The sequence below is a fragment of the Thermosipho affectus genome (genome assembly GCF_001990485.1).
Lineage (GTDB): Bacteria > Thermotogota > Thermotogae > Thermotogales > Fervidobacteriaceae > Thermosipho > Thermosipho affectus.
Genome location: NZ_LBFC01000022.1, coordinates 139035 through 159410 on the forward strand (window position 1 = coordinate 139035; position 20376 = coordinate 159410).

A 20376-nucleotide genomic window follows, 5' to 3' on the forward strand; every position below is an offset into this window, starting at 1 on the left:
TATGGATTTTGAAGTGTTTAGGAACGTTCATATTAAATATATAGAAAAAAATATAGAAGAAGTTATAGACGAAAACAAATTAACAAATTCACAAGATTATCTTGTTGATGAATTAAAATTGTTTTGTTTAAGGTCTGGGAAGAGAATAAGGCCATTGTTATTTTTGTTAGGTGCAGAGAGTTTTGGGGCGAAAATTGATGAAAGGATTTATAAAGTTTCGGCGGTAATTGAAGTAATGCATTCTTTTTTATTAATACACGATGATATTATGGATCAATCTGATAAAAGAAGAGGACTACCTTCTATGCATAGTCTTTTGTATGAAAAGTTTAAAGATTTGAATTTTAATCCAAGAATTGGAGAAAATTTAGCGTTAGTGTTGGGAGATGTGTTGTTTTTTATAGCTTTAAGGGCTTTGAGTAAATTAGAATTGCCAAATGGTTTTTTAAAAGATTTTTCAGAATGTTACATAAATACTGGATATGGTCAAATCTTGGACGTTATTTATTCTATGAACAAAAAATATAAGGAGATTTTTGAAGAAAAGAAAATTTCTTTGGAAATTTCTAAATTAAAAACGGCTTATTATACCTTTTTTTATCCTTTTTATCTTGGAGCACTTTTTGGAAAAAGAAATGTTCCAAGGAGGGATTTGGAGGGTGTATTAATTCCTGCGGGGATAGCTTTTCAGATAAGAGATGATATATTAAGTACATTTGATGAAAATTCTGGAAAATCTAATCTTTCCGATATTTTGGAAGGAAAAGTAACGGCATTAATAGATTTTGGAAAATATGATGATAATTTTTTTGAGATGTATTTTAAACCTCGAAAAACGGACAAAGAAATAGGGTTTATAATTGATGCGATAAGAAAAAGTGGAGCTGTAGAAAGTGCTAAAATCGTGATGAACGAGTTGTTTGAGCTTTCGCTAAAGAATTTAGAAAAAATAGATATAAAGAACAAAGAGGTGCTAATGGATTTAATATTGAGATTAAGGAGAGATTAAGATGCCAAATTTTGATTCTCATATAAGGGTTGGAATGTTTTTTTACCCAATTGTTTTGGGTGTTTATCTTTTTATTTTACATCTTTTAAATATGGGATATCCAGACGAGAAAGTTATAGCTTTTGGTTTTTTCCTTTTTGTTTTGTCATCTGATATGCCAGATATTGATCACAACCATTCTTTTTTACATAAATTTATAAGGTTACTTGTTATATCCTTTGTTATTTATTTCGAGTTTACAAAGAAAATTATTATATCTTTTTTTGATTTAAATGTTGGATTGTATTTGAGATTTTTGATAGCGTTTTTGACGGGATTATTTTTTGGGATTTTGTTTGAGATTATTATTCCTAAACATAGAGGGCCATTGCATACTTTTTGGGCTGCATTAATTTATGGTGGAATAATGTTTTCAGGTGCGTATTATTTGGGATTTAAGGCTGAAAATTCAGCTTTTCTTGGTATAATATCTACGATAGGATATCTTGTTCATATAATAATGGATATTTCTTTTGTTGAAAAAAATGGAAAATTAATTAAAAGGTGATAGTATGTTTGTTATTGGAATTGGTGGTGGCACAGGTTCTGGAAAAACTACGGTTGCGCAAAAGATCCATGAAATAATAGGCAAAGAAAATAGCGTAATTTTGCCTATGGACAATTATTATAAAGATATGAGTCATATACCACTTGAGGAAAGAAAAAAGTATAACTATGACCATCCTGATATGATAGAGTCATCTTTGTTGGTGATGCATTTAAATAAGTTGTTATCTTCAAAGAGTATAAAGTTACCGGAATATGATTTTAAGATTTATTCTAGGACAGAAAAGTTTACTATTTTAGAACCAAAACCTGTTATTATAGTAGAAGGAATTTTTGCACTTTATTATGAGGATTTGAGAAAGGTTTACGATTTATCAATTTTTGTCGATGCTGAAAGTGATGTGAGGTTTATAAGGAGACTTGAAAGGGATATTAAAGAGAGAGGGCGGACTCTTGAAAGCGTTGTAGAGCAGTATTTGAATATGGTGAAACCTATGCATGATGCGTATGTGGAGCCTTCAAAAAAATATGCTGATTTGATTATACCCAAAGGTGGTTTTAATGAAAAAGCAATAGATGTTGTTGTGGAATTTATTTTTAAAAAGATGACTAATTTATGAAAAGAGGTGTCTTTATGTACCATAAAGTTTCAAGAGATCCCATTCATGCAGAAATTTTTATGTATCCTTTGGAAATCTTGGCATCTGATACTAAGGCAATGCAAAGATTAAGATATTTGTCACAATTAGTAGGTTCAGAATATGTATATCCTTGTGCAACTCATACTAGATTTGCACATTCGTTAGGAGTAATGCATATATCTGGTATGTATGCAAAGCATCTTTTTGAAGATAAAGCTAAAGTAAGAATTTTAAGATTAGCTGGATTATTACATGATATAGGTCATGGGCCATTTAGTCATCAATTCGATGAAGTGGTTTACAAGAATATGGGGTTAGATGATGGCCATGATGAATATAGAAATAAAATTTTAACAGAGTATATGCCAAATGCCATGTTAAAGGTTTACGAAAGGGCTCCTGAAAAGTTACAAAAGGCAGTTTTAGAAGATGTTGAATTTGTTTTAGGAGGTATTTCAGATCTTTTAGATGATTTTAGGAAGATAATGCAAATGGTGATAGATGTTTATGAGGGAGAAGAGTATGGAACAATAGAATTTGCAGTTATTCAAGGTCCCTTAGGAGCAGATAGAATGGACTTTGTCCTTAGAGATTCATACTTTGCAGGTACTAGAGGATTTGGGACTGGGTCTTTGGATAGACTTGTGAGAAATTCCATGATAATTGAAAAAGATGGAAAAAAACATTTGGCTTATAACATTAAGGTTATAGATGAGATTTATACTACGTTATTTGGCAGATTTATGATGTACAAAAATGTTTATTTCCATAAGACTTCACGTGCCGCAGATTTAATGATCCAAGAGCTTTTAGAGTTAAGTTATAAACCTTTGAAGTTAAAAGAACGTGTTGAAAATTTAGGAACTTTCATGGAATTAACCGATCAAAGAATTATAAATGAAATAGAAATTTACTTTAAGCAAATAGTTGAAGAGTACAATATTAGTTCATTTAAAGAGACAAAAGAAAAGATTTTAAATTATGAAATTGACCTACAACCTTTGGAATTGGATATTGTAATGGCATATGAGATAGTGGAGAGATTAAAAAATAGAGATTTTTGGAAGACTATATTGGAAACGCCATTTTCCGTTGAGGGTATAGATCCTTCTGTTGCAAGTCAAGGATTTGCAATGGATGTTTTGAAAAAAATTAAGCTAAGATTGAAAAAGGCTATTGAAGGTGCAGATGAAGAGGATAAAAATGGACTTGCAGAGATACTTTCAAATTTTGATAATATATTTAAAGTAGATACGCCTTATAAACTTTCCTTAGTGCATCCGGAAGAATTTTTAAAAAGTAATATATATATTTACGATTTTTGGAAAAAACAAGTTTTGTCCTTTGATGAGTATGTAAAAGAATATCCCGCGTATAGACTCATGAGCAGTAATTTAATACAAATAGTGAGGTTTTATGTTACAAAAGATATAAGGAGTTTATTGGAAAAGTATAATGTAATACCAAAAGTGGACATGCAACTTACTACGAGGTGGTAAGATGAAACTTCTTTTTGACGTAGGAAATACTCATACAACTATTGCACTTACGGATAATGGGAAGAAATTTAATATAAAGCGCATATCGACGTATTCATTGCAAACAGAAGATGAATTATACGTTTATCTTAAAATGTTATTTAGTGAAAACTATGATCAAATAATAGTTTCTTCAGTTGTTCCTAATATTAACCATATTTTTGAGTTTTTTTCTAAAAAATATATAGGTAAAGATGCTGTGTTTTTAAATGCAAAATTATACAAGAATATAAAGTGGGATGTTAGAGTTCCTTCTGATATTGGTGCAGATAGAGTGGCAAATGTGATTGCAGCTGAAAAGGATTACGGTAATAACGCGATAATAGTAGATTTTGGTACGGCGATAACTATTGATGTTTTGAAAAATGGAATATATGAAGGAGGAGTTATAATTCCTGGATTTGGGATGATGGTTAATGCCTTGTTTAAAGGAACTGCAAAACTTCCAAAGGTGGAGTTAAAGCCATCAGATGTTTTTATTGGAAAAGATACAGAATCTAATATAAGAATAGGTGTGATTAATACAGTACTTGAAGGGATAATAAAAGTTGTTGAGAAAATAAAAAGTGAAACAGAAATTACCTCTGTTATATTCACAGGAGGACAATCAAAGATAATAATGGATTATAAAAAAGATGTTATTTACGATTTAGAATTAGGTCTTAGGGGGATTTATTACTTTTATGAAAGCACTATTAGTTAATCCTTGGATTGAAGATTTTGCAGCATATGATTTTTGGCTTAAACCGTTAGGCCTGTTATATGTGGCATCTTATTTAGATAAATTAGGGTTTGAAGTCTATCTTGTTGATTTAATGAATAGACACGATATTGATTTAAAAAGATTCGTAAATGTTCCTAGGGATAAGTTTTATGGCACAGGAAAATTTCCATTTGTTGAAGTAAAAAAACCAGATGTGTTAAAATTTATTCCGAGAAAATACAAAAGATACGGAGCACCCAAAGAGTTTTTTTATTACAAATTAAAAGATATAGGAAAAGTTGATATAATTTTTGTTACTTCTACGTTGACTTATTGGTATCCAGGTTATTGGGATACTATTTCTTTTTTAAAGAGTTATTATGGAAATAACGTACCTATTGTATTTGGTGGCTTTTATGTTAGAAATATACCGTCTCATGCGAGAAAGACTGGAGTACATATCTTTCCGAGTAATGATTTAAATAGATTGCCAAAGTTTTTAGAACAAGTAACAGGAAAAGAAATTAAATCTAAAAATATAGATTGGTTTATGCTTCCACCCATGTATGAGCTTTACAATAATTTGGGATATTTAGTTTTTTTAACTACTTTAGGATGTCCTTATAAGTGTTCGTATTGTATTGCTCATAGGATATGGGATGGAATAAAATTTAAACCTCCGGAAGTTGTGGTTTTTGAAATTGAAAAATACGTTGAAACATTTAACGTAAAAGATATAGTATTTTTTGATGATGCAATTTTGGTAAATTCCAAAAAGCATTTTAAAGTAATTTTAAAGAAGTTGTTGGAAAAAGGGTATTCAAAGTATAGGTTTCACCTTCCAAATGGAATACATGCTAGACTGATAGACGAAGAAATAGCGGAATTGATGAAGGAATTAAATTTTAAAACTATAAAACTTGGGTATGAAACTTCTGGAGAACTCCAGTTAAAAACGGGAGGTAAGGTCGTAGATAAAGATTTGGTAAGAGCTGCGCGTATTTTTAGAAAAAAAGGTTTTACCGAAAGAGAAGTTTCAGCGTATATTATGGTAAATATCCCTGGGCAAAGTGTTGAAGATGTAAAAAATGCTATTAATTTTTGTAAAACTGAAGGTATAGGATTTTCTATTAATGAATTTACTCCAATAATAGGTACAGATGATTGGATAAATTTGGTAAATGAAGGAAAATTAACTGGATTAGAGGATCCTTTGTTGCTCAATAATACCGTTTTACCTTTTTGGTGGAAATTTGGAATGAGTGAAAATGTGGTACAATATTTAAAGATGTATGCAAGAAAGGTAAAAGAAGGTGAAAATTACGATTGATCTGATACAATATTTAGTAACTGGATTTTTTGCTGTAATTTTAGTTATTTTTCCGCGTGAGGTTATAAAAGCTTACTTGATAGTTTTATCAGGGGATAATACGCCCAAGAAATTGAAGAGAACATCATTAAATCCATTTGTTCATCTGGATCCCATTGGGACGGTTGCATTTATTTTGTTTGATTTTGGTTGGGCAAGACCTGTTCCAGTTTTTCCACTGAAAAATAAAAATGTTAGAAAAATTCTGATTTTTTCATCGATGATTGGTCCAATTTTGGGAGGGTTTTTTTTTATTCTATACGGTTTGTTGGCAAAAAGTTTTTTTGAATATAAAATAATGTATGAAGTTTTTTATAAGGCGTGCAAATGGAGTCTTACATATGCAATATTTTCACTCTTACCAGTTCCACCACTTGATGGTTCAAGGCTTCTTGGTGCCTTTTTGCCAGATGATTATTGGGATTGGTATATAAAATATGAAATATATGGTATACTATTTTTGTTGGGAATTTTACTGCTTTGGATATTACCGCTTATAATGGAACCTTTTGTTATATTGATAAATAATCTGACAAATTTTATAATACTAGGAAAAGGGGGATAACATGGAAGAAAAAATAAGAGAACTTGAACAACTTTTTGATGATTTGATTAAGAAATACGAAGAACTTAAGAAAGAAAATAAAGAACTTTGGAAGGAATTAAATGCTGCTATTGAAAGGGCTAATCAGCTTGAGCAAGAAAACAATGCATTAAAAGAGCAAATTTATGGAACATTTGAAAAATTATTGGGAAAAATAAAAAATGTTGTTGAGACATCAGCGGAGATAAATGGTGAAGAAAACGCTTGAGTTTAATGGTAAAAAATTTATTGTTGAATCTGATGTTGAAGAAGAGATATTAAATTATATCGAACAAAGATTAGTTAAATTAAACAAAAAGTATGATAATCTTTCATCGTTAGATGAAAGATTTCTTGCAATGTTGTGTGATGTGATTGAAAATGAATTTAAATGTTTGGATGAAATTTCAAAATTAAGTGAAAAGTTAAAAAATATGGAGGAACCTAACGTTGAAAATAGGTCTATTTGATTCAGGGATTGGGGGAATTTCTGTTTTAAAAAAGCTTGCATATGTAAATGGAGCACATTATATTTATATTGCGGATACCGAAAGGGCTCCATATGGATTAAGGACTCCGGAAGTCCTTGAGTCTTTTGTTTGGGAATTTGTAGAGTTTTTTCATAAGAAGAGAGTTAATGAGATTTTTGCAGCTTGTAATACTACAGATTCAATTATATTGGAAAGAAATTTGGATTTAGGGATAAAATATAATAGTATAATTAAAGCCGGTATAAATGCGATAAAAGCCGATAGGATTGGAGTTATAGGCACAAATGTTACTATAAAAAATGGTAGTTATAAACGTTATTTGGAAATGATGGGTAAAGAGGTTTATCAAAAATCTACACAATTATTTGTTTCTATAGTTGAAGAAGGGGTTTTTTACGGCAGAATGGTTGAAGCTATTGCAAATTATTATTTGCTTTCTTTAAGAAAGGAGAATATTAGAGAATTGATATTGGGTTGTACACATTTTCCTTTCTTAAAGGGAATAATTTCAAGGGTTTTACCTAAGGTTAGAATAATTGACCCAGCCGAAGAGCTGTCAAAATTAGTACCAAAAGATAATTCGAAAAAACCGTTTGTTGAGTTTTATGTAACAGGAGATCCGGTAATTTTTGAAAGAAAATTAAAAAGAATAAATTTTAGAGTTCCGTATACTGTTAATAAGTTTAGAGTTAGAAAGGTGATATCCATTGAAAAATTTAGTGATTTTAACGGGATTATCGGGAGCAGGTAAATCTACAGCACTTGGATTATTAGAAGATATGGGATTTTATTGTATAGATAATTTGCCTGTAAATTTAATTGAGCAGATAATACCCATAATATCTATTAATGTAGAAAATTTGGCCTTGGTTATAGATTCAAGAAGTGGGAATCTGGAAGATATGTATTTAGTTATTGAAAATTTAAAGAAGAAGTATTTAAAGGAAATTAAAATAATATTTTTGAATGCAAAGGATAGTGTGTTAATAAATAGATTTGCACACACTCGAAGAAATCACCCTTTGCTTAAGGTTTCTAATTCGTTGGAAAAAGCAATTGAAAATGAAAGAAATTCGTTTACAAAAATTTTGGAGATATCAGATATAGTTATTGATACTTCTAATCTAAATCCACATCAATTGAGGGAAAGATTAGTAGAAATATTGACAAGTGTAGAGAAGAAATTTTTATTGCGTATTCTAAGTTTTGGATTTAAATATGGAGTGCCATTAGATGTTGATTTTGTGTTTGATGTTCGTTTTTTTCCTAACCCATTTTATGTAGTGGGTTTAAGAAATAAAACTGGAAAAGACAAAGAGGTTAAAGAATTTTTATACAATACACAGGGTGTAAGTGATTTTATTGATATGTTGAAACAAGTTATTGATTTTGCGATTTCAAGATATGAAAATGAGGGAAGAATGGAGTTAAGTGTTGGAATTGGGTGTACTGGTGGTCAACACCGCTCTGTATTCTTTGCTGAAGAGCTTGCAAAATTTTATCTGGAAGCTTGCAAAGTTTTATTGGAGCATAGGGACGTGAAGTAATGAATTTTGTAGTAGTTGGAGGCGGAACAGGAGTTTCAACTTTGTTAAGAGGTCTGAAATACTTTAAGGGTATTGATTTAAAAGCTATTATTACCGTTACAGATGAAGGAGGAAGTTCTGGAGTTTTAAGAAGAGAATACAATATTATACCTCCGGGAGATATTAGAAACAATTTAGTTGCACTTGCAAAAGATGAGGAGATACTGGGGAAGTTATTTTCGTATAGATTTTCAAATGGTTTTTTGTTGGGACATACAGTTGGGAACATAATTTTAACCGCACTTACAAAAATGTTAGGTAGTTTTACAAAAGCAGTAGAGTATATTTCAGAGGTATTAGCTATAAATGGTAAGGTAATTCCAGTATCTGAAGATTTAGTAAGACTTGTTGCATTTTACGAAGATGGAACTGTTGCTCATGGTGAAAGTGAAATAATGAAAGTTGTAAAAAAGAAAATTATTAAAATATCTTTAGATAAAGAAACTTATATTAACAAAGAAGCAGATTGTGCAATTAAAAATGCCGATGTTATTATACTTGGCCCCGGGAGCATTTATACAAGTATTATACCTAATTTACTAGTAAATGGATTTTACGAGAGTTTAAACAAATCAAAGGCAAAAGTTGTATATGTTTCCAATTTAATGACTCAACCATCAGAGTCATATAATTTTACTCTTAGTGACCATGTGACAACAATTGAAAGATATTTAAAAAGAAAAGTTGATTATATTATTGTATCTTATTCTAATATTTGTGAAAGTGTTTTGAGACGGTATTTAGAAAATGGTTCAGTTCCAGTTGAAGTAGATATGAATGATGAAAGAATTATAATAGATGATTTAATTGAAATGAAAGATAATGATGGGAGAATAAGGCATAATCCTTTGAGACTTGCGAGTTTAATTATTGATTTGATCAGGTGATAAAATGCTTTATACTTTTTCAGAAGATGTTAAGGGGGAGCTTTGTCATTTAAAAATAAATAGCGCGGAAGAAGCAAGGTCAGAACTTTCAGGATTCTTAAAATCAAAAGGAGTTCTTATTAAAACACACGTAGATTTGTTTGTGAAATTAGAGGTTGGCTTTATCCCTGCTGCACGTAGAATAATGAATTTGATGAATCAAGTGGAAGTTGATAAAAAAAAGTTAACTTTGATAAAAAATAAATTGAAGAAAAAGAGAGTACAAATTTTTATACCTTTTTCTATAATGGAAAAGCTTGAGATAGATGTTCTGGAAATACCAAGTTATATTTTTGAAGATTTGAGTTATTTTTCTGCATTTTTAAGAGGACTTTTTATTGCAAGTGGTTCGGTTACTGATCCTGTGAAAAGTTATCATTTTGAAATAATTTCGCACAATGAAAGTTTACTAAATATTATAAAAAATTTTCTTGTAAAAAATTTGGGTGTTGAAGGAAAGATTTCAAAGTTTAATAATAATTTTAGGTATTATGTGAAAAAATCACGCGAAATTGTTGAATTGCTTAATTTTTTAGGAGCACAAAGAAATGCAGATAAGATGGAAAAGATAGTTAATTCAAGGGAAATAAAAAGTGATTTTAATCGTTCTTTGAATTTTTTAAGTGCGAATGCAAAAAGGGTAGGAGAGAGTAATGCAAAACAAATAAAAATCATAAGAAATTTAATTGAAAAGTATGGGTATGAAGTTTTATCAGAAGAATTAAAAAAATTAGCAATCTTGCGACTGGAAAATGAAGATTTAAGCTTATCGGATTTGGGAAAACTTTTTGAACCACCGTTGAGTAAAAGCATGGTTTACAATAGAGTAAGAAAGATTTTTAAAATTTATGAGAATTTGGAAGGTAAAAAAGTGGAGTGATATTTATGAAATGTCCATATTGTGGATATGAAGATACGAAAGTATTGGATTCTCGTGTGGATTCATCTGGTTTAACGGTAAGAAGAAGGAGAGAATGTATAAAGTGCAAGGGAAGGTTTACGACGTATGAAAGATATGAAGTTGGTCCTGTATTTGTCGTTAAAAGAGATGGAAAGAGGGAAAAGTTTGATAGGAATAAGATTTTGAATGGGATAATGAAAGCATGTGAAAAGACAAATGTTACGTTAGATGAAATGGAAAAATTAGTGGATGATGTGGTAAACGAAATACAAAAATCTGGAAATTTGGAGGTATCAACATTAAAAATAGGAAGATTGGTCATGGAAAAGCTGAAAAAATTAAATGGGGTAGCTTATGTAAGATTTGCATCGGTTTATAAAGATTTTAGAGAAGTTGAGCAATTTTTAGAAGTTGTGGAAGAATTGAAAAAAGAAAAATAGTATTGGAGGTGTATTAATGAAAAAAGAGGTTATTTATTTAACCAAAGAAGGATACGAAAAATTAAAAGCCGAGCTCGATCAATTAAAGCAAAAGCTTATGTTTGAAATTGCTGAAAGGATTAAAGAGGCAAGAGAGTTGGGTGATTTGTCTGAGAATTCTGAATATCAAGAGGCGAAAAACGAACAAGGTAGAATTGCCGCAAGAATTAACGAACTTGAAAATATGCTTTCAAAGGCAGAAGTTATTGAAGGGTTAGATACTAACGTAATCAACATTGGAAATTGGGTTATTATTAAAAATATTGAAACTGGTGAAGAAAAGACTATACAAATTGTAACTCCACATGAAGCAGATGTTTTCAGCAATAAGATAAGTATTGAATCTCCTGTGGGAAGAATTCTGGTTGGAAAAAAGGTAGGCGAAATAGTTAAAATTAAATCACCAAAAGGTGTTTTTAAATATCAGATTTTGGGAATAAAAGTTTAGGAGGGATTGAAGTTGTTAAAGGAATTTAGAGAACAAAGAATAAAGGAAATAAATCAATTAAGAACTGAAGGGGTCAATCCATATCCAAATAAGTTTGACAAAACACATACTAGTGAAATGATAAAAAAAGAATTTGGAGATTTAAAACCAGGAGAGGTAAAAGAAAATGCATTTGTATCTACTGCTGGAAGGATAATGTCTTTAAGAAAACATGGAAAAAGTGCGTTTTTCCATATTAAAGATTTTTATGGAAGAATACAAGCATATATTAGAAAAGACATTGTTGGAGACAAATTATATAACTTCTTTACAGAGTATATTTCAATTGGTGATATTGTAGGTGTTAAAGGAAGTGTGTTTAAAAGTAAAACAGGTGAAATTACAATTCTTGTAAAGGAAATAGAGCTTTTGAATAAACCTTTAAGGCCTATGCCTGAAAAGTGGCATGGTATTAAGGATAAAGAGTTATTGTATAGACAAAGATATGTTGATATGATTGCAAATGATGAAACGTTGAATAGATTTAGGATTAGGTTTGAAGTAATAAAATTAATTAGAGAATTTTTGAATTCAAAAGGATTTATTGAAGTTGAAACACCAATTTTGGAATATGTGACTGGTGGTGCATCAGCAAGACCTTTTGTGACACATTTGAATGTTTTTGATATTGATATGTATATGAGAATTGCAACGGAATTGTATTTAAAAAGATTTATTGTAGGTGGATTTGAAAGGATATATGAAATTGGTAAAAATTTTCGTAATGAAGGGTTATCGTATAAACATCATCCTGAGTTTACTTCAATTGAAGTTTATCAGGCTTATGCTGATTATGAAGATATGATGAATCTTACAGAGGAATTATTTGTTTTTATAGTTGAAAGGATATTTGGAACCACAAAGATAAGATATCAAGATATTGAGCTTGATTTTTCCAGACCTTGGAGAAGGGTGAAGATGAGAGATTTTATTAGAGAACATTTAAACGTAGATATATTAGAAGATTCTACAGATAAAATGATTGAAGTTTTAAAAGCACGTGAAGTAGAAGTGGAAATAAAAGACAGGGGACATATAATAGAGAAACTTTGGGATCTTGTCGAAGATAAAGTTGTTCAACCTACATTTTTATTGGAACATCCAGTTGAAATTTCACCACTTGCAAAAAAGCATAGAGAAGATCCACGTGTTACAGAAAGGTTTGAGTTAATAATCTTTGGAAGGGAAATGGCAAATGCATTTAGTGAGTTGAACGATCCAGTTGATCAATATGAAAGATTTTTAAAGCAAGTTGAGTTAAGAGAAGCAGGAGACGAAGAAGCTCAAATGATGGATAAAGATTTTGTAAGGGCACTTGAGTATGGAATGCCACCTACTGGTGGATTGGGAATAGGAATAGACAGACTTGTAATGTTGTTGACTAATTCACCTACAATTAGAGATGTTATAGCTTTCCCACTTGTTAGACCAAAATCTTTTGAAGAAGAAGAGCTAGATATAGAAGGGGGTTCGCAAGAATGAGAAAATGGTTTGAAAAGGCACACGGTGTAATTATTTGGACTATTGCTATTGCTTTTGTGGCTGGTATAGTAATTTGGTCTTTAACCTCTTATTTTTCTGCAAGGAAAAGTAAAATTGAATATTCTTTGAGTGATTCAGTAGCATTTTTAACAAAAGATGGAACAGCTTTAAATTCGGATTATTGGATTTTTCCATGGGATTTAGAAAAGTCATATAGTCAAGCATTATCTTACTACAAATTGACTGATGTTGATCCAGTTTTTGAAGAACCAATGTTAAAAACATCACTTTTGAATGACTTAATAGATACAAAAGTGGTGCTTTATTATGCGGAAATTAGCAATATTAGACCAAGTAAAAGCGAAATTAAAGATGAACTTGAAAAACAAGTAAGTAAGATAAAGGAAAATGAAAACCTTTTGAAATATGTTGAACAAAATTTTGGTGGTTTGGAAAATTACAAAAAATCTATAGAAGCTGATATTATTAAGTATTTAACTATTTCAAAAGTTAAAAATAAAATTGCCAAAATTGATGAGAAACAAATGGAAGAATACTATGAAAGTCACAAAGAGGAATTAATGAATAAGTATGATTCTGCAAATGTTGATTTTGTAAGTTTTTCAACCCAAGCTAGTGCAAATAATTTTATTACAAAAGCACTTATAGATGGTTTTGAAAAAGCTGCAACAGATCTGAATGTTTCTATTCAAAAGTATCCAAACCTTAAGAGGGGAATTTTGGACAAAAAATTTGAAGAAACGATTTTTTCTACACCAAATACTGTAGTAGGTCCAGTTCCTTTGGGGAGTAATTTTTTTGTATTTTATGTAAATGATTTAACTAATGTAGATACATTTGAAAAATTTTCGCTTTCGCAAGGTTATCAAGATGTTTTAAATCAGCTTCAGGGTGAAAAGTTTAGAAATGAGATTGAAAAGTTCAAAAAGGATAATAACGTTGGGGTTGTTATAAATAACGAAGTTTATAGGGTATGGAACGAAGTTTTAACAAAATCAGGAACTGATTTATTGAATGTGTATAAGAATTTGAATGGTATGGTATTTGATTTTAATTCAAACATGGTAAAAGAAGATGTTCCTGTTGAGATAAAAGCTGCATTTGTGACTTTGGTTGATAAGATGATAAAAGATGCGTCATTTACTAATAGTGAAATTATTGATGATGCTAAAAAAGAGTCAGATATTGTTTTGAAGAGTGTTTATAAAGATTATCCTGAATCATTTATTGCAACAAAAAAGATGAAAGAACAATATCCAGATAGAAAAGATGTATTGTTTAATTATTATACAAAGTTGTATTCTAAGATTAAACCGTATATAGAATATGGAATGCTTCAAAATGTTATGAATGATTTTATTGATTTATACGGTGGTTTGACAACTTTATCTGAAGCAACGGATATTTCATTAAATCAGAAAGCAGAAGTTCTTTATAATTTGTATGAAATAAATAAGATGCTTAAGGATGCGACAACTGCTAAGCAGTATCTTGAAAAATTAAAAGAAGCAACACCTACATATATGGATTTTGATGCGGCATTTAACGAACTTAATTTTATGAAAAACGCAACAAGCACTAATTAAGTAAAAAGAAATAAAAATCAAGTTCAAGCCCATTAATGGGCTTGAATTTTTTAGCACAACGAACTATTTATGGTATAATTTTTCAAGGGGTGATATTTTGCGGTTAGATAAATTTTTAAAGGAAACACGTATAATTAAAAGACGAACAATAGCACAGCAGCTTGCAAAAAATGGAAAGATTATTAGAAATAATATAGCATTAAAACCGGCCTCTGAGATAAGAAGTGGTGATGAACTTGAACTTTTTCTAAGGAGTAGGTTTTTAAAAATTAAAGTCTTAAGTGAGAAAGAATATGAAGTAATTGAAGAAAAAAAGATTTGGGGGGATGAAATATGAGAAATATTGTAGAAAATCACGTAGAAGAAATGCTTGAGTTTTTAAGGTATGATAAGTCTCAATGGGGAAATATATGGGAAAAATTAAAATCCAAATTTTCAATTCTAGGAGAAATTGAAAAGAGTTTAGGTACTCCAAATTTTGATAAATTAGAAAGGAGAAATTTTGATAAATTTTTGTATGATTATAGAGAACTGGTGGGGAAGGATTCAATTGCAAAAAGAATCAGGCAACACTCAAAAGAATTAGATTTAAAAAGAGAAGATTTTATAACATTTTTGGGAGTTTTTCCAAAAAGTGTGGATTGGATTGTTGTAGAAGAAAATGAAAAAAAAGTTGTATTTGAAAATTTGTATTCATTATGGGAAAAAGGAGAACTTAATAAAGTTTCCGAAGCTGTGTTTCAATCTATTGTACATTTTAGAAAAGGAGAGTTAATGGGAAATTTTTACAATAAAGAGAAAATTTTTGAAGAAATAAATGAATTTTTGGCAAAAAAAGAAAAAGATAAGAGTTTTATGAAGTGCATTTGCGAAATTTTATATGAAAAAGTTCCATATTATGATTGGGTGGGATTTTATATGATAAATGATGAGGGGGTTTTAGAGTTAGGTGATTTTGTAGGTGAACCTACAGAACATGTAAAAATAAAAATTGGAGAGGGAATATGTGGTCAGGCAGCCGATTTGAAAAAAACATTTATAGTTCAGAATGTTTTAAAAGAGACAAATTATTTGTCATGTAGTCCAAAGGTGAAAAGCGAAATTGTAGTTCCTATATTTAAAAATAAAGAGGTTATTGGTGAGATAGATATAGATAGTCATTATGTTTCACCGTTTGATGAAAGGGATAAAAAATTTTTAGAGGGAATATGTAGTATGGTTTCAGATTATCTTGATAAATAATGGAGGAGAAAATATATGAAGCAGCTTTTAAGGCTCCTAAAATATGCAAAGCCATACATGGCTTTATTTATAATAGCTATTTTGGTTGTTATTTCTCTCACCTTTGTTACTTTGTTACCTCCACAAATTGTAAGAAGTGCTGTAAACAACTACATTACAAATGATGGCTTACCTACATCAGAAAGGTTTTCTGGTATTTTTAAAATGGCAGTGTATTTTATTATTTCTACATCTTTAATATTTGTTTTTGAATATATTTCAATTTTGATTACCACTTACCTTGGCGGAAAAATAGTTTATGACATAAGACGAGATTTGTTTCGTCATGTTTTAAAACTTCCTATGTCTTTTTTTGACAAACATCCAAGTGGTCAGATTACGACACGAATAGCAAATGATACTCAAAATGTTATGGAATTTTTTACATCTGTGGTTACAAGTGTATTTAATGATTTATTTTTGCTAACAGGAGTAATTATAATGATGTTAAGTGTAAGTAAGAATTTATTTTTAAATATTTCTTTCGTTTTTCCTGTCTTGATAGTTGCAATGCTTTTATTTAGATATTTTGATTTAAAGGCGTATAGAACTGTTAGAACGAGTATATCCAAAGTTAATGCTTATTTGGCAGAACATATTGCTGGGATGCCAGTTGTCAAATTATTTAATGCTGAAGATTTTGAAAGAAAAGAATTTGATAAGGTTAATAAGGATTTGTACAATGCTAGGATAAAACAGATGTATGTTTTTGCTATTTTTAGACCTACCGTTAGTACTTTATATAGGTTGGCAATTGCTGCGATAATTTGGATGGGAGCAAAGTATATTATTTTAAGAACTTTAAATTTTGGCGATTTATACGCGTTTATTGCTTATTTAGAATTGTTTATGAAACCACTTGAAGATTTATCCGAAAAGTACGATATTATTCAAAATACGGTAGCAAGTGCTGAAAAGATATTTACGTTGATGGATGAAGAGGAAGAACATTTTGGCGCTGAGAATGGTAAAAGGGAAATTGAAAAAGGTGTAGTTGAATTTAAAAATGTTTGGTTTAGATACAATGAAGAAAGGTGGATACTAAAAGATATAAATTTAAAATTTGAACCTGGAAAATTAATAGCTGTAGTTGGAGAAACTGGTGCGGGAAAAACTTCAATAATGAACTTAGTTAATGGGATGTATAGACTGCAAAAAGGTAAAATATTAATTGATAATTTAGAACTTGAAAAGTATAATATTCATTATTTACGTAAGAATATTTCTGCGGTTCCACAGGATGTAGTATTGTTTTCGGGGAGTTTACTTGATAATGTGAGACTTTTTCATAAAGAAATATCTGAGGAAGAAGTTATTGAAGCTTTAAAAAAGGTGTATGTCTGGGATTTAATAGAAAGATTACCCAAGGGATTAAAAACAGAAATAATTGAAAGAGGAAAAGGAATTTCTGCGGGTGAAAGACAACTAATTGCACTAGCACGTTCTGTATTGTTTGATGCTAAAATATTTATACTTGATGAAGCAACAAGCAATATTGATGTGCAAACTGAAGAAAGGATACAAAAAGCTGTTAGAAAATTATCGAAAGAAAAAACAGTCGTTATGATCGCGCATAGGCTTGCGACAGTTGTAAGTGCAGATGTTATATTCGTAATACATGATGGTAAAGTAGTGGAAAAAGGAACTCATAAAGAATTGATGAAAAAGAAGGGAATGTATTATAAACTTTATGAAGTGCAATTCAAAAAATAAAAGGTGCCGTGCACCCCTGCTTCGATTCTCTGAGACCTGAGCGTATCTCCACATCAGACTCAGGTCGAGTACCCCCACGGCACACACTTGCCTGCTTAGGGCTGCTTCCTTCCGGACCTGACCCGGTTCACAGGTAGTTGTTGCGTGGGACTCGGCCTTCAACGTCTTAGTGAAAACCGTTTTCAGACCTCAGATACCTCAGCAGGGGAATTAAGCCCCGCTAGGTGGATTTCGGGTTCAGGGGACCACCAACCCCCCGCTTAGCACGGCACCACATGATATTTTAACACTATTATTTATAATTGTCAAAGATTCATCTTTAAGAATATTGATGAAAGTTGAAAAAAAATAATAATGTGGTATTCTAAATATTTGTAAAAAAAGTGATAAATGGAGGGGAAAATATTAGGAGAAATTGGAATGTAATCTTTATAGTGCTTTTGATAGCTGTTTTTGCATTCTTTTTTAATTTTAATTCAGCAAAAAAGATATATATAAAAGGTGATAAATATTATGTATCAAAATTTCTAGATTTTTTGAATAAAAATGGTTTAAAATATACTTTGGTAGACGAGGAAAATGCAGGCTTTATTATTGATTTAGATAACCTGGAAGTGGTTAATAACGATGGATTGGAATTTAACATAAGGTATAGTGATGAATTAATCAATAAAGTTTTGAAAAAGCTGTTTGAAGATGATTGTAAATATTTAATTTTGAATAACAACTTTTACCATGAAAATGCGTATTTTTACAAACACTTTACATTTGAAACAACTTGTGGTATAACTGTAATGGTGTTACCAGTGGAGTATGGGAGTTTGGAAATGTTTGTATTCCGAACTATTTTGAACATTATAAACAGAAATTATGTTTCATTTGAAAATGGGTATCTTGTTACAAGTATGAATTTATATAAAGTCAGTAGAGAAAGGAAGCTAATTGGTATATATGATCCGATTTTGGATACTATGGAAATAATAGCCGATGAAAAAAACTAGTTAAGAGAGGTGAAAACTTTTGGAACCTATATTATCCGTTAGAAACCTAAGTACATGGTTTTATATGGAAGAGGGTGTTGTTAAAGCTGTTAACGATGTTTCGTTTGATTTACATGAGGATGAGGTTGTTGGAATTGTTGGAGAAACAGGTTCGGGAAAGAGTGTTACAGTAAAATCTATTATGAGGCTTATCCATAAGCCAGGGAAAATTGTTGGTGGTGAAATTATTTATAGAGGTAGGGGGAAAGAAGAAGATATTTTAAAGTTGTCTGTAGAAGAGATGTCCAAAATTAGAGGAAAAGAGATTAGTATGGTTTTCCAAGATCCACTTACCTCGTTAAATCCTCTATATACAATAGGTGATCAATTAACAGAAACGATAATTAGGCACCAAAATGTTGACAGAAGGACTGCGTGGGAAATCGGAATTGAAATGCTTAAAAAAGTTCAAATTCCCGAAGCAGAGAAGAGAATGGTTGCATATCCATTTGAATTTAGTGGTGGTATGAGGCAACGTGCAATTATTGCTATTGCACTTTCGTGTAATCCAAAAGTTTTAATTGCAGATGAGCCAACAACTGCTTTAGATGTTACAATTCAAGCACAGATTCTTGATTTGATGAAAGATTTGCAAAAGGAATTTAAAACAGGACTGCTGTTTATAACGCATGATTTGGGAGTTATTGCTTCTATGGCTGATAGAATAATTGTTATGTATGGAAGTAGGCAAATGGAAATAGCTTCTGCAGAAGATATATTCTACAAGCCAACACATCCATATACGCATATGTTGTTGCGTGCTATTCCAAGGCTTGATATGAAACAGGATAGATTAGAAGCAATTCCGGGGCAACCTCCGAGAATGATAGATGTACCTAATGTTTGTCCATTTGCACCAAGGTGTCCAAGGCGTTTGGATAAATGTTCTAAAGAACTTCCAGAGCTTACAGAAATTGAACCAGGACACTTTGTGAGATGTTTCAATCCCGTTCTAGATAGGAAAGAATCGGAGGCGATGAGGAATGAATGAAGTAATAAAAAATGACCCCATAATAAAAGTGGAGAATTTGAAAAAATATTTCCCCATTTCAAAAGGTTTCTTGGTAAAGAAACACGTGGGAGATGTGAAAGCGGTTGATGATGTTTCGTTTGAAGTGAAAAAGAAGGAAACATTTGCGTTAGTGGGAGAATCAGGTTGTGGTAAGACAACTACCGCAAGGACAATGCTTAGATTGATTAATCCAACGGGTGGAAAAATAAAGGTGTTTGGAAAAGATATTTCAAATCTTAGCAGAAAAGAGTTGCTTCCATTTAGAAGAAAAATGCAAATAGTTTTTCAAAACCCAATAGGTTCACTAAATCCAAGAATGACAATAGGACAAATTTTGACGGAACCCTTATTATTTCACAAGATAGTATCTGATAAAAAAGAAGCCTATGATAGAGCTGTGGAAATCTTAAGAATGGTGGGATTAAAGCCATATCATATGGATAGGTATCCTCACCAGTTTAGTGGAGGACAAAAACAAAGAATAGCTATTGCAAGGGCTTTATCAGTTGATCCGGAAATTATATTTTTAGATGAGCCAACTTCTGCATTAGATGTTTCAGTTCAAGCACAGATAATTAATTTGTTTTTGAAATTCCAGGAAGAGCTTAATCTTACTTATGTTTTTATTTCTCATGATTTATCACTTGTAAGATTTATAAGCGATAAGGTTGCCGTTATGTATTTGGGGAAAATTGTTGAAATGGGTGATGTTGATGAAGTATTCGAAAATCCAATTCACCCATATACAAAGGCTTTATTATCTGCATCTCCGATACCTGATCCAAAGGTTGAGAAAAATAGAAAAAGGATAATTTTAAGTGGAAATGTCCCAAGTCCGATTGCAAGACCGAGTGGATGTTTCTTCCATCCGAGATGTCCATATAAAACGGAAAAATGTGAAAAAGAATATCCAAATATGTATAAAATTTCTGAAAATCACCAGGTATCATGTTACCTGGTAGAAAACGAGGGGGTGTGAGTT

At 30.8% G+C, this 20376-nt stretch carries 23 protein-coding genes and 1 other RNA gene; 23 read left to right on the plus strand and 1 reads right to left on the minus strand.

Features of this window, described 5'->3' with window-relative positions; all coding sequences use genetic code 11:
• The first annotated feature begins 1 nt into the window (after position 1).
• The 20 genes from XJ44_RS07550 to XJ44_RS07645 all read left to right on the plus strand — a co-directional run bounded on the left by XJ44_RS07550 (position 2) and on the right by XJ44_RS07645 (position 17342).
• Positions 2-1009 (plus strand): polyprenyl synthetase family protein, encoded by a 1008-nt coding sequence (locus tag XJ44_RS07550; protein WP_077198594.1) that lies wholly within the window; start codon positions 2-4, stop codon positions 1007-1009.
• A 1-nt stretch (position 1010) separates the two neighbouring features.
• Positions 1011-1556 (plus strand): metal-dependent hydrolase, encoded by a 546-nt coding sequence (locus XJ44_RS07555; protein ID WP_077198595.1) that lies wholly within the window; start codon positions 1011-1013, stop codon positions 1554-1556.
• A gap of 4 nt (positions 1557-1560) precedes the next feature.
• Positions 1561-2175, plus strand: coding sequence for a uridine kinase (udk, locus tag XJ44_RS07560; protein WP_077198596.1), 615 nt, complete (start codon positions 1561-1563; stop codon positions 2173-2175).
• Positions 2176-2189: 14 nt separating this feature from the next.
• Positions 2190-3695 carry an HD domain-containing protein gene (locus XJ44_RS07565; RefSeq protein ID WP_077198597.1) on the plus strand — a complete coding sequence of 502 codons (1506 nt, stop codon included), beginning with the start codon at positions 2190-2192 and terminating at the stop codon, positions 3693-3695.
• Between the two features lies 1 nt (position 3696).
• Positions 3697-4437 carry a type III pantothenate kinase gene (locus tag XJ44_RS07570; RefSeq protein ID WP_077198598.1) on the plus strand — a complete coding sequence of 247 codons (741 nt, stop codon included), beginning with the start codon at positions 3697-3699 and terminating at the stop codon, positions 4435-4437.
• Positions 4418-5767: a B12-binding domain-containing radical SAM protein gene (locus tag XJ44_RS07575; RefSeq protein ID WP_077198599.1), complete on the plus strand. Its 1350-nt coding sequence runs from the start codon at positions 4418-4420 to the stop codon at positions 5765-5767. Before XJ44_RS07570 ends, XJ44_RS07575 begins: the two co-directional genes overlap by 20 nt.
• Positions 5751-6371, plus strand: a complete 621-nt coding sequence (locus XJ44_RS07580) for a site-2 protease family protein (protein ID WP_077198600.1) — start codon at positions 5751-5753, stop codon at positions 6369-6371. Before XJ44_RS07575 ends, XJ44_RS07580 begins: the two co-directional genes overlap by 17 nt.
• Before the next feature lies 1 nt (position 6372).
• Positions 6373-6618: a hypothetical protein gene (locus tag XJ44_RS07585; RefSeq protein ID WP_077198601.1), complete on the plus strand. Its 246-nt coding sequence runs from the start codon at positions 6373-6375 to the stop codon at positions 6616-6618.
• Positions 6599-6859: a cell division protein ZapA gene (locus tag XJ44_RS07590; protein WP_077198602.1), complete on the plus strand. Its 261-nt coding sequence runs from the start codon at positions 6599-6601 to the stop codon at positions 6857-6859. Before XJ44_RS07585 ends, XJ44_RS07590 begins: the two co-directional genes overlap by 20 nt.
• Positions 6840-7631, plus strand: coding sequence for a glutamate racemase (gene murI / locus XJ44_RS07595; protein WP_077198603.1), 792 nt, complete (start codon positions 6840-6842; stop codon positions 7629-7631). Before XJ44_RS07590 ends, murI begins: the two co-directional genes overlap by 20 nt.
• On the plus strand, positions 7588-8427 hold the full coding sequence (gene rapZ, locus XJ44_RS07600) for an RNase adapter RapZ (protein WP_077198604.1): 840 nt from the start codon (positions 7588-7590) through the stop codon (positions 8425-8427). Before murI ends, rapZ begins: the two co-directional genes overlap by 44 nt.
• On the plus strand, positions 8427-9353 hold the full coding sequence (locus tag XJ44_RS07605; protein ID WP_077198605.1) for a gluconeogenesis factor YvcK family protein: 927 nt from the start codon (positions 8427-8429) through the stop codon (positions 9351-9353). Before rapZ ends, XJ44_RS07605 begins: the two co-directional genes overlap by 1 nt.
• A gap of 4 nt (positions 9354-9357) precedes the next feature.
• Positions 9358-10272, plus strand: a complete 915-nt coding sequence (gene whiA, locus XJ44_RS07610) for a DNA-binding protein WhiA (protein WP_075666383.1) — start codon at positions 9358-9360, stop codon at positions 10270-10272.
• A 5-nt stretch (positions 10273-10277) separates the two neighbouring features.
• Positions 10278-10733, plus strand: coding sequence for a transcriptional regulator NrdR (gene nrdR, locus XJ44_RS07615; protein ID WP_075666384.1), 456 nt, complete (start codon positions 10278-10280; stop codon positions 10731-10733).
• A gap of 16 nt (positions 10734-10749) precedes the next feature.
• On the plus strand, positions 10750-11220 hold the full coding sequence (greA, locus tag XJ44_RS07620; protein ID WP_075666385.1) for a transcription elongation factor GreA: 471 nt from the start codon (positions 10750-10752) through the stop codon (positions 11218-11220).
• Between the two features lie 12 nt (positions 11221-11232).
• Positions 11233-12741 (plus strand): lysine--tRNA ligase, encoded by a 1509-nt coding sequence (gene lysS, locus XJ44_RS07625; RefSeq protein ID WP_077198606.1) that lies wholly within the window; start codon positions 11233-11235, stop codon positions 12739-12741.
• The gene (locus tag XJ44_RS07630; protein ID WP_077198607.1) at positions 12738-14348 is read left to right on the plus strand and encodes a peptidyl-prolyl cis-trans isomerase; all 1611 of its coding nucleotides are present in this window, start codon (positions 12738-12740) and stop codon (positions 14346-14348) included. The genes lysS and XJ44_RS07630 overlap by 4 nt, the downstream gene beginning before the upstream one ends.
• A gap of 97 nt (positions 14349-14445) precedes the next feature.
• Entirely contained in the window at positions 14446-14685 is a 240-nt protein-coding gene (locus XJ44_RS07635) for a S4 domain-containing protein (RefSeq protein ID WP_077198608.1), read from the plus strand.
• A complete protein-coding gene (locus tag XJ44_RS07640) occupies positions 14682-15590 on the plus strand; it encodes a GAF domain-containing protein (RefSeq protein ID WP_077198609.1) in 909 nt (302 codons plus the stop codon). The genes XJ44_RS07635 and XJ44_RS07640 overlap by 4 nt, the downstream gene beginning before the upstream one ends.
• 15 nt (positions 15591-15605) lie before the next feature.
• Positions 15606-17342, plus strand: a complete 1737-nt coding sequence (locus tag XJ44_RS07645; protein WP_075666390.1) for an ABC transporter ATP-binding protein — start codon at positions 15606-15608, stop codon at positions 17340-17342.
• 6 nt (positions 17343-17348) lie between these two features.
• Here XJ44_RS07645 and ffs read toward each other — a convergent pair.
• Positions 17349-17611: signal recognition particle sRNA large type (gene ffs / locus XJ44_RS07650), an RNA gene on the minus strand.
• Between the two features lie 114 nt (positions 17612-17725).
• Between ffs and XJ44_RS07655 the strand changes: the two genes are divergently transcribed.
• From XJ44_RS07655 to XJ44_RS07665, 3 genes are read left to right on the plus strand one after another with little or no spacing between them, the layout of a single operon-like run.
• Positions 17726-18343: a hypothetical protein gene (locus tag XJ44_RS07655; RefSeq protein WP_233119541.1), complete on the plus strand. Its 618-nt coding sequence runs from the start codon at positions 17726-17728 to the stop codon at positions 18341-18343.
• A 19-nt stretch (positions 18344-18362) separates the two neighbouring features.
• Entirely contained in the window at positions 18363-19373 is a 1011-nt protein-coding gene (locus tag XJ44_RS07660) for an ABC transporter ATP-binding protein (RefSeq protein WP_077198610.1), read from the plus strand.
• On the plus strand, positions 19366-20373 hold the full coding sequence (locus XJ44_RS07665) for an ABC transporter ATP-binding protein (protein WP_077198611.1): 1008 nt from the start codon (positions 19366-19368) through the stop codon (positions 20371-20373). The genes XJ44_RS07660 and XJ44_RS07665 overlap by 8 nt, the downstream gene beginning before the upstream one ends.
• Positions 20374-20376: the final 3 nt, after the last annotated feature.

Excerpts from the sequence above, each read along its gene's own strand:
- XJ44_RS07550 (WP_077198594.1), top strand. The coding sequence starts at position 2 with ATGGATTTTGAAGTGTTTAGGAACGTTCATATTAAATATATAGAAAAA.
- XJ44_RS07555 (WP_077198595.1), top strand. The coding sequence starts at position 1,011 with ATGCCAAATTTTGATTCTCATATAAGGGTTGGAATGTTTTTTTACCCA.
- udk (WP_077198596.1), top strand. The coding sequence starts at position 1,561 with ATGTTTGTTATTGGAATTGGTGGTGGCACAGGTTCTGGAAAAACTACG.
- XJ44_RS07565 (WP_077198597.1), top strand. The coding sequence starts at position 2,190 with ATGTACCATAAAGTTTCAAGAGATCCCATTCATGCAGAAATTTTTATG.
- XJ44_RS07570 (WP_077198598.1), top strand. The coding sequence starts at position 3,697 with ATGAAACTTCTTTTTGACGTAGGAAATACTCATACAACTATTGCACTT.
- XJ44_RS07575 (WP_077198599.1), top strand. The coding sequence starts at position 4,418 with ATGAAAGCACTATTAGTTAATCCTTGGATTGAAGATTTTGCAGCATAT.
- XJ44_RS07585 (WP_077198601.1), top strand. The coding sequence starts at position 6,373 with ATGGAAGAAAAAATAAGAGAACTTGAACAACTTTTTGATGATTTGATT.
- XJ44_RS07590 (WP_077198602.1), top strand. The coding sequence starts at position 6,599 with ATGGTGAAGAAAACGCTTGAGTTTAATGGTAAAAAATTTATTGTTGAA.
- XJ44_RS07605 (WP_077198605.1), top strand. The coding sequence starts at position 8,427 with ATGAATTTTGTAGTAGTTGGAGGCGGAACAGGAGTTTCAACTTTGTTA.
- whiA (WP_075666383.1), top strand. The coding sequence starts at position 9,358 with ATGCTTTATACTTTTTCAGAAGATGTTAAGGGGGAGCTTTGTCATTTA.
- nrdR (WP_075666384.1), top strand. The coding sequence starts at position 10,278 with ATGAAATGTCCATATTGTGGATATGAAGATACGAAAGTATTGGATTCT.
- greA (WP_075666385.1), top strand. The coding sequence starts at position 10,750 with ATGAAAAAAGAGGTTATTTATTTAACCAAAGAAGGATACGAAAAATTA.
- XJ44_RS07630 (WP_077198607.1), top strand. The coding sequence starts at position 12,738 with ATGAGAAAATGGTTTGAAAAGGCACACGGTGTAATTATTTGGACTATT.
- XJ44_RS07640 (WP_077198609.1), top strand. The coding sequence starts at position 14,682 with ATGAGAAATATTGTAGAAAATCACGTAGAAGAAATGCTTGAGTTTTTA.
- XJ44_RS07645 (WP_075666390.1), top strand. The coding sequence starts at position 15,606 with ATGAAGCAGCTTTTAAGGCTCCTAAAATATGCAAAGCCATACATGGCT.
- XJ44_RS07665 (WP_077198611.1), top strand. The coding sequence starts at position 19,366 with ATGAATGAAGTAATAAAAAATGACCCCATAATAAAAGTGGAGAATTTG.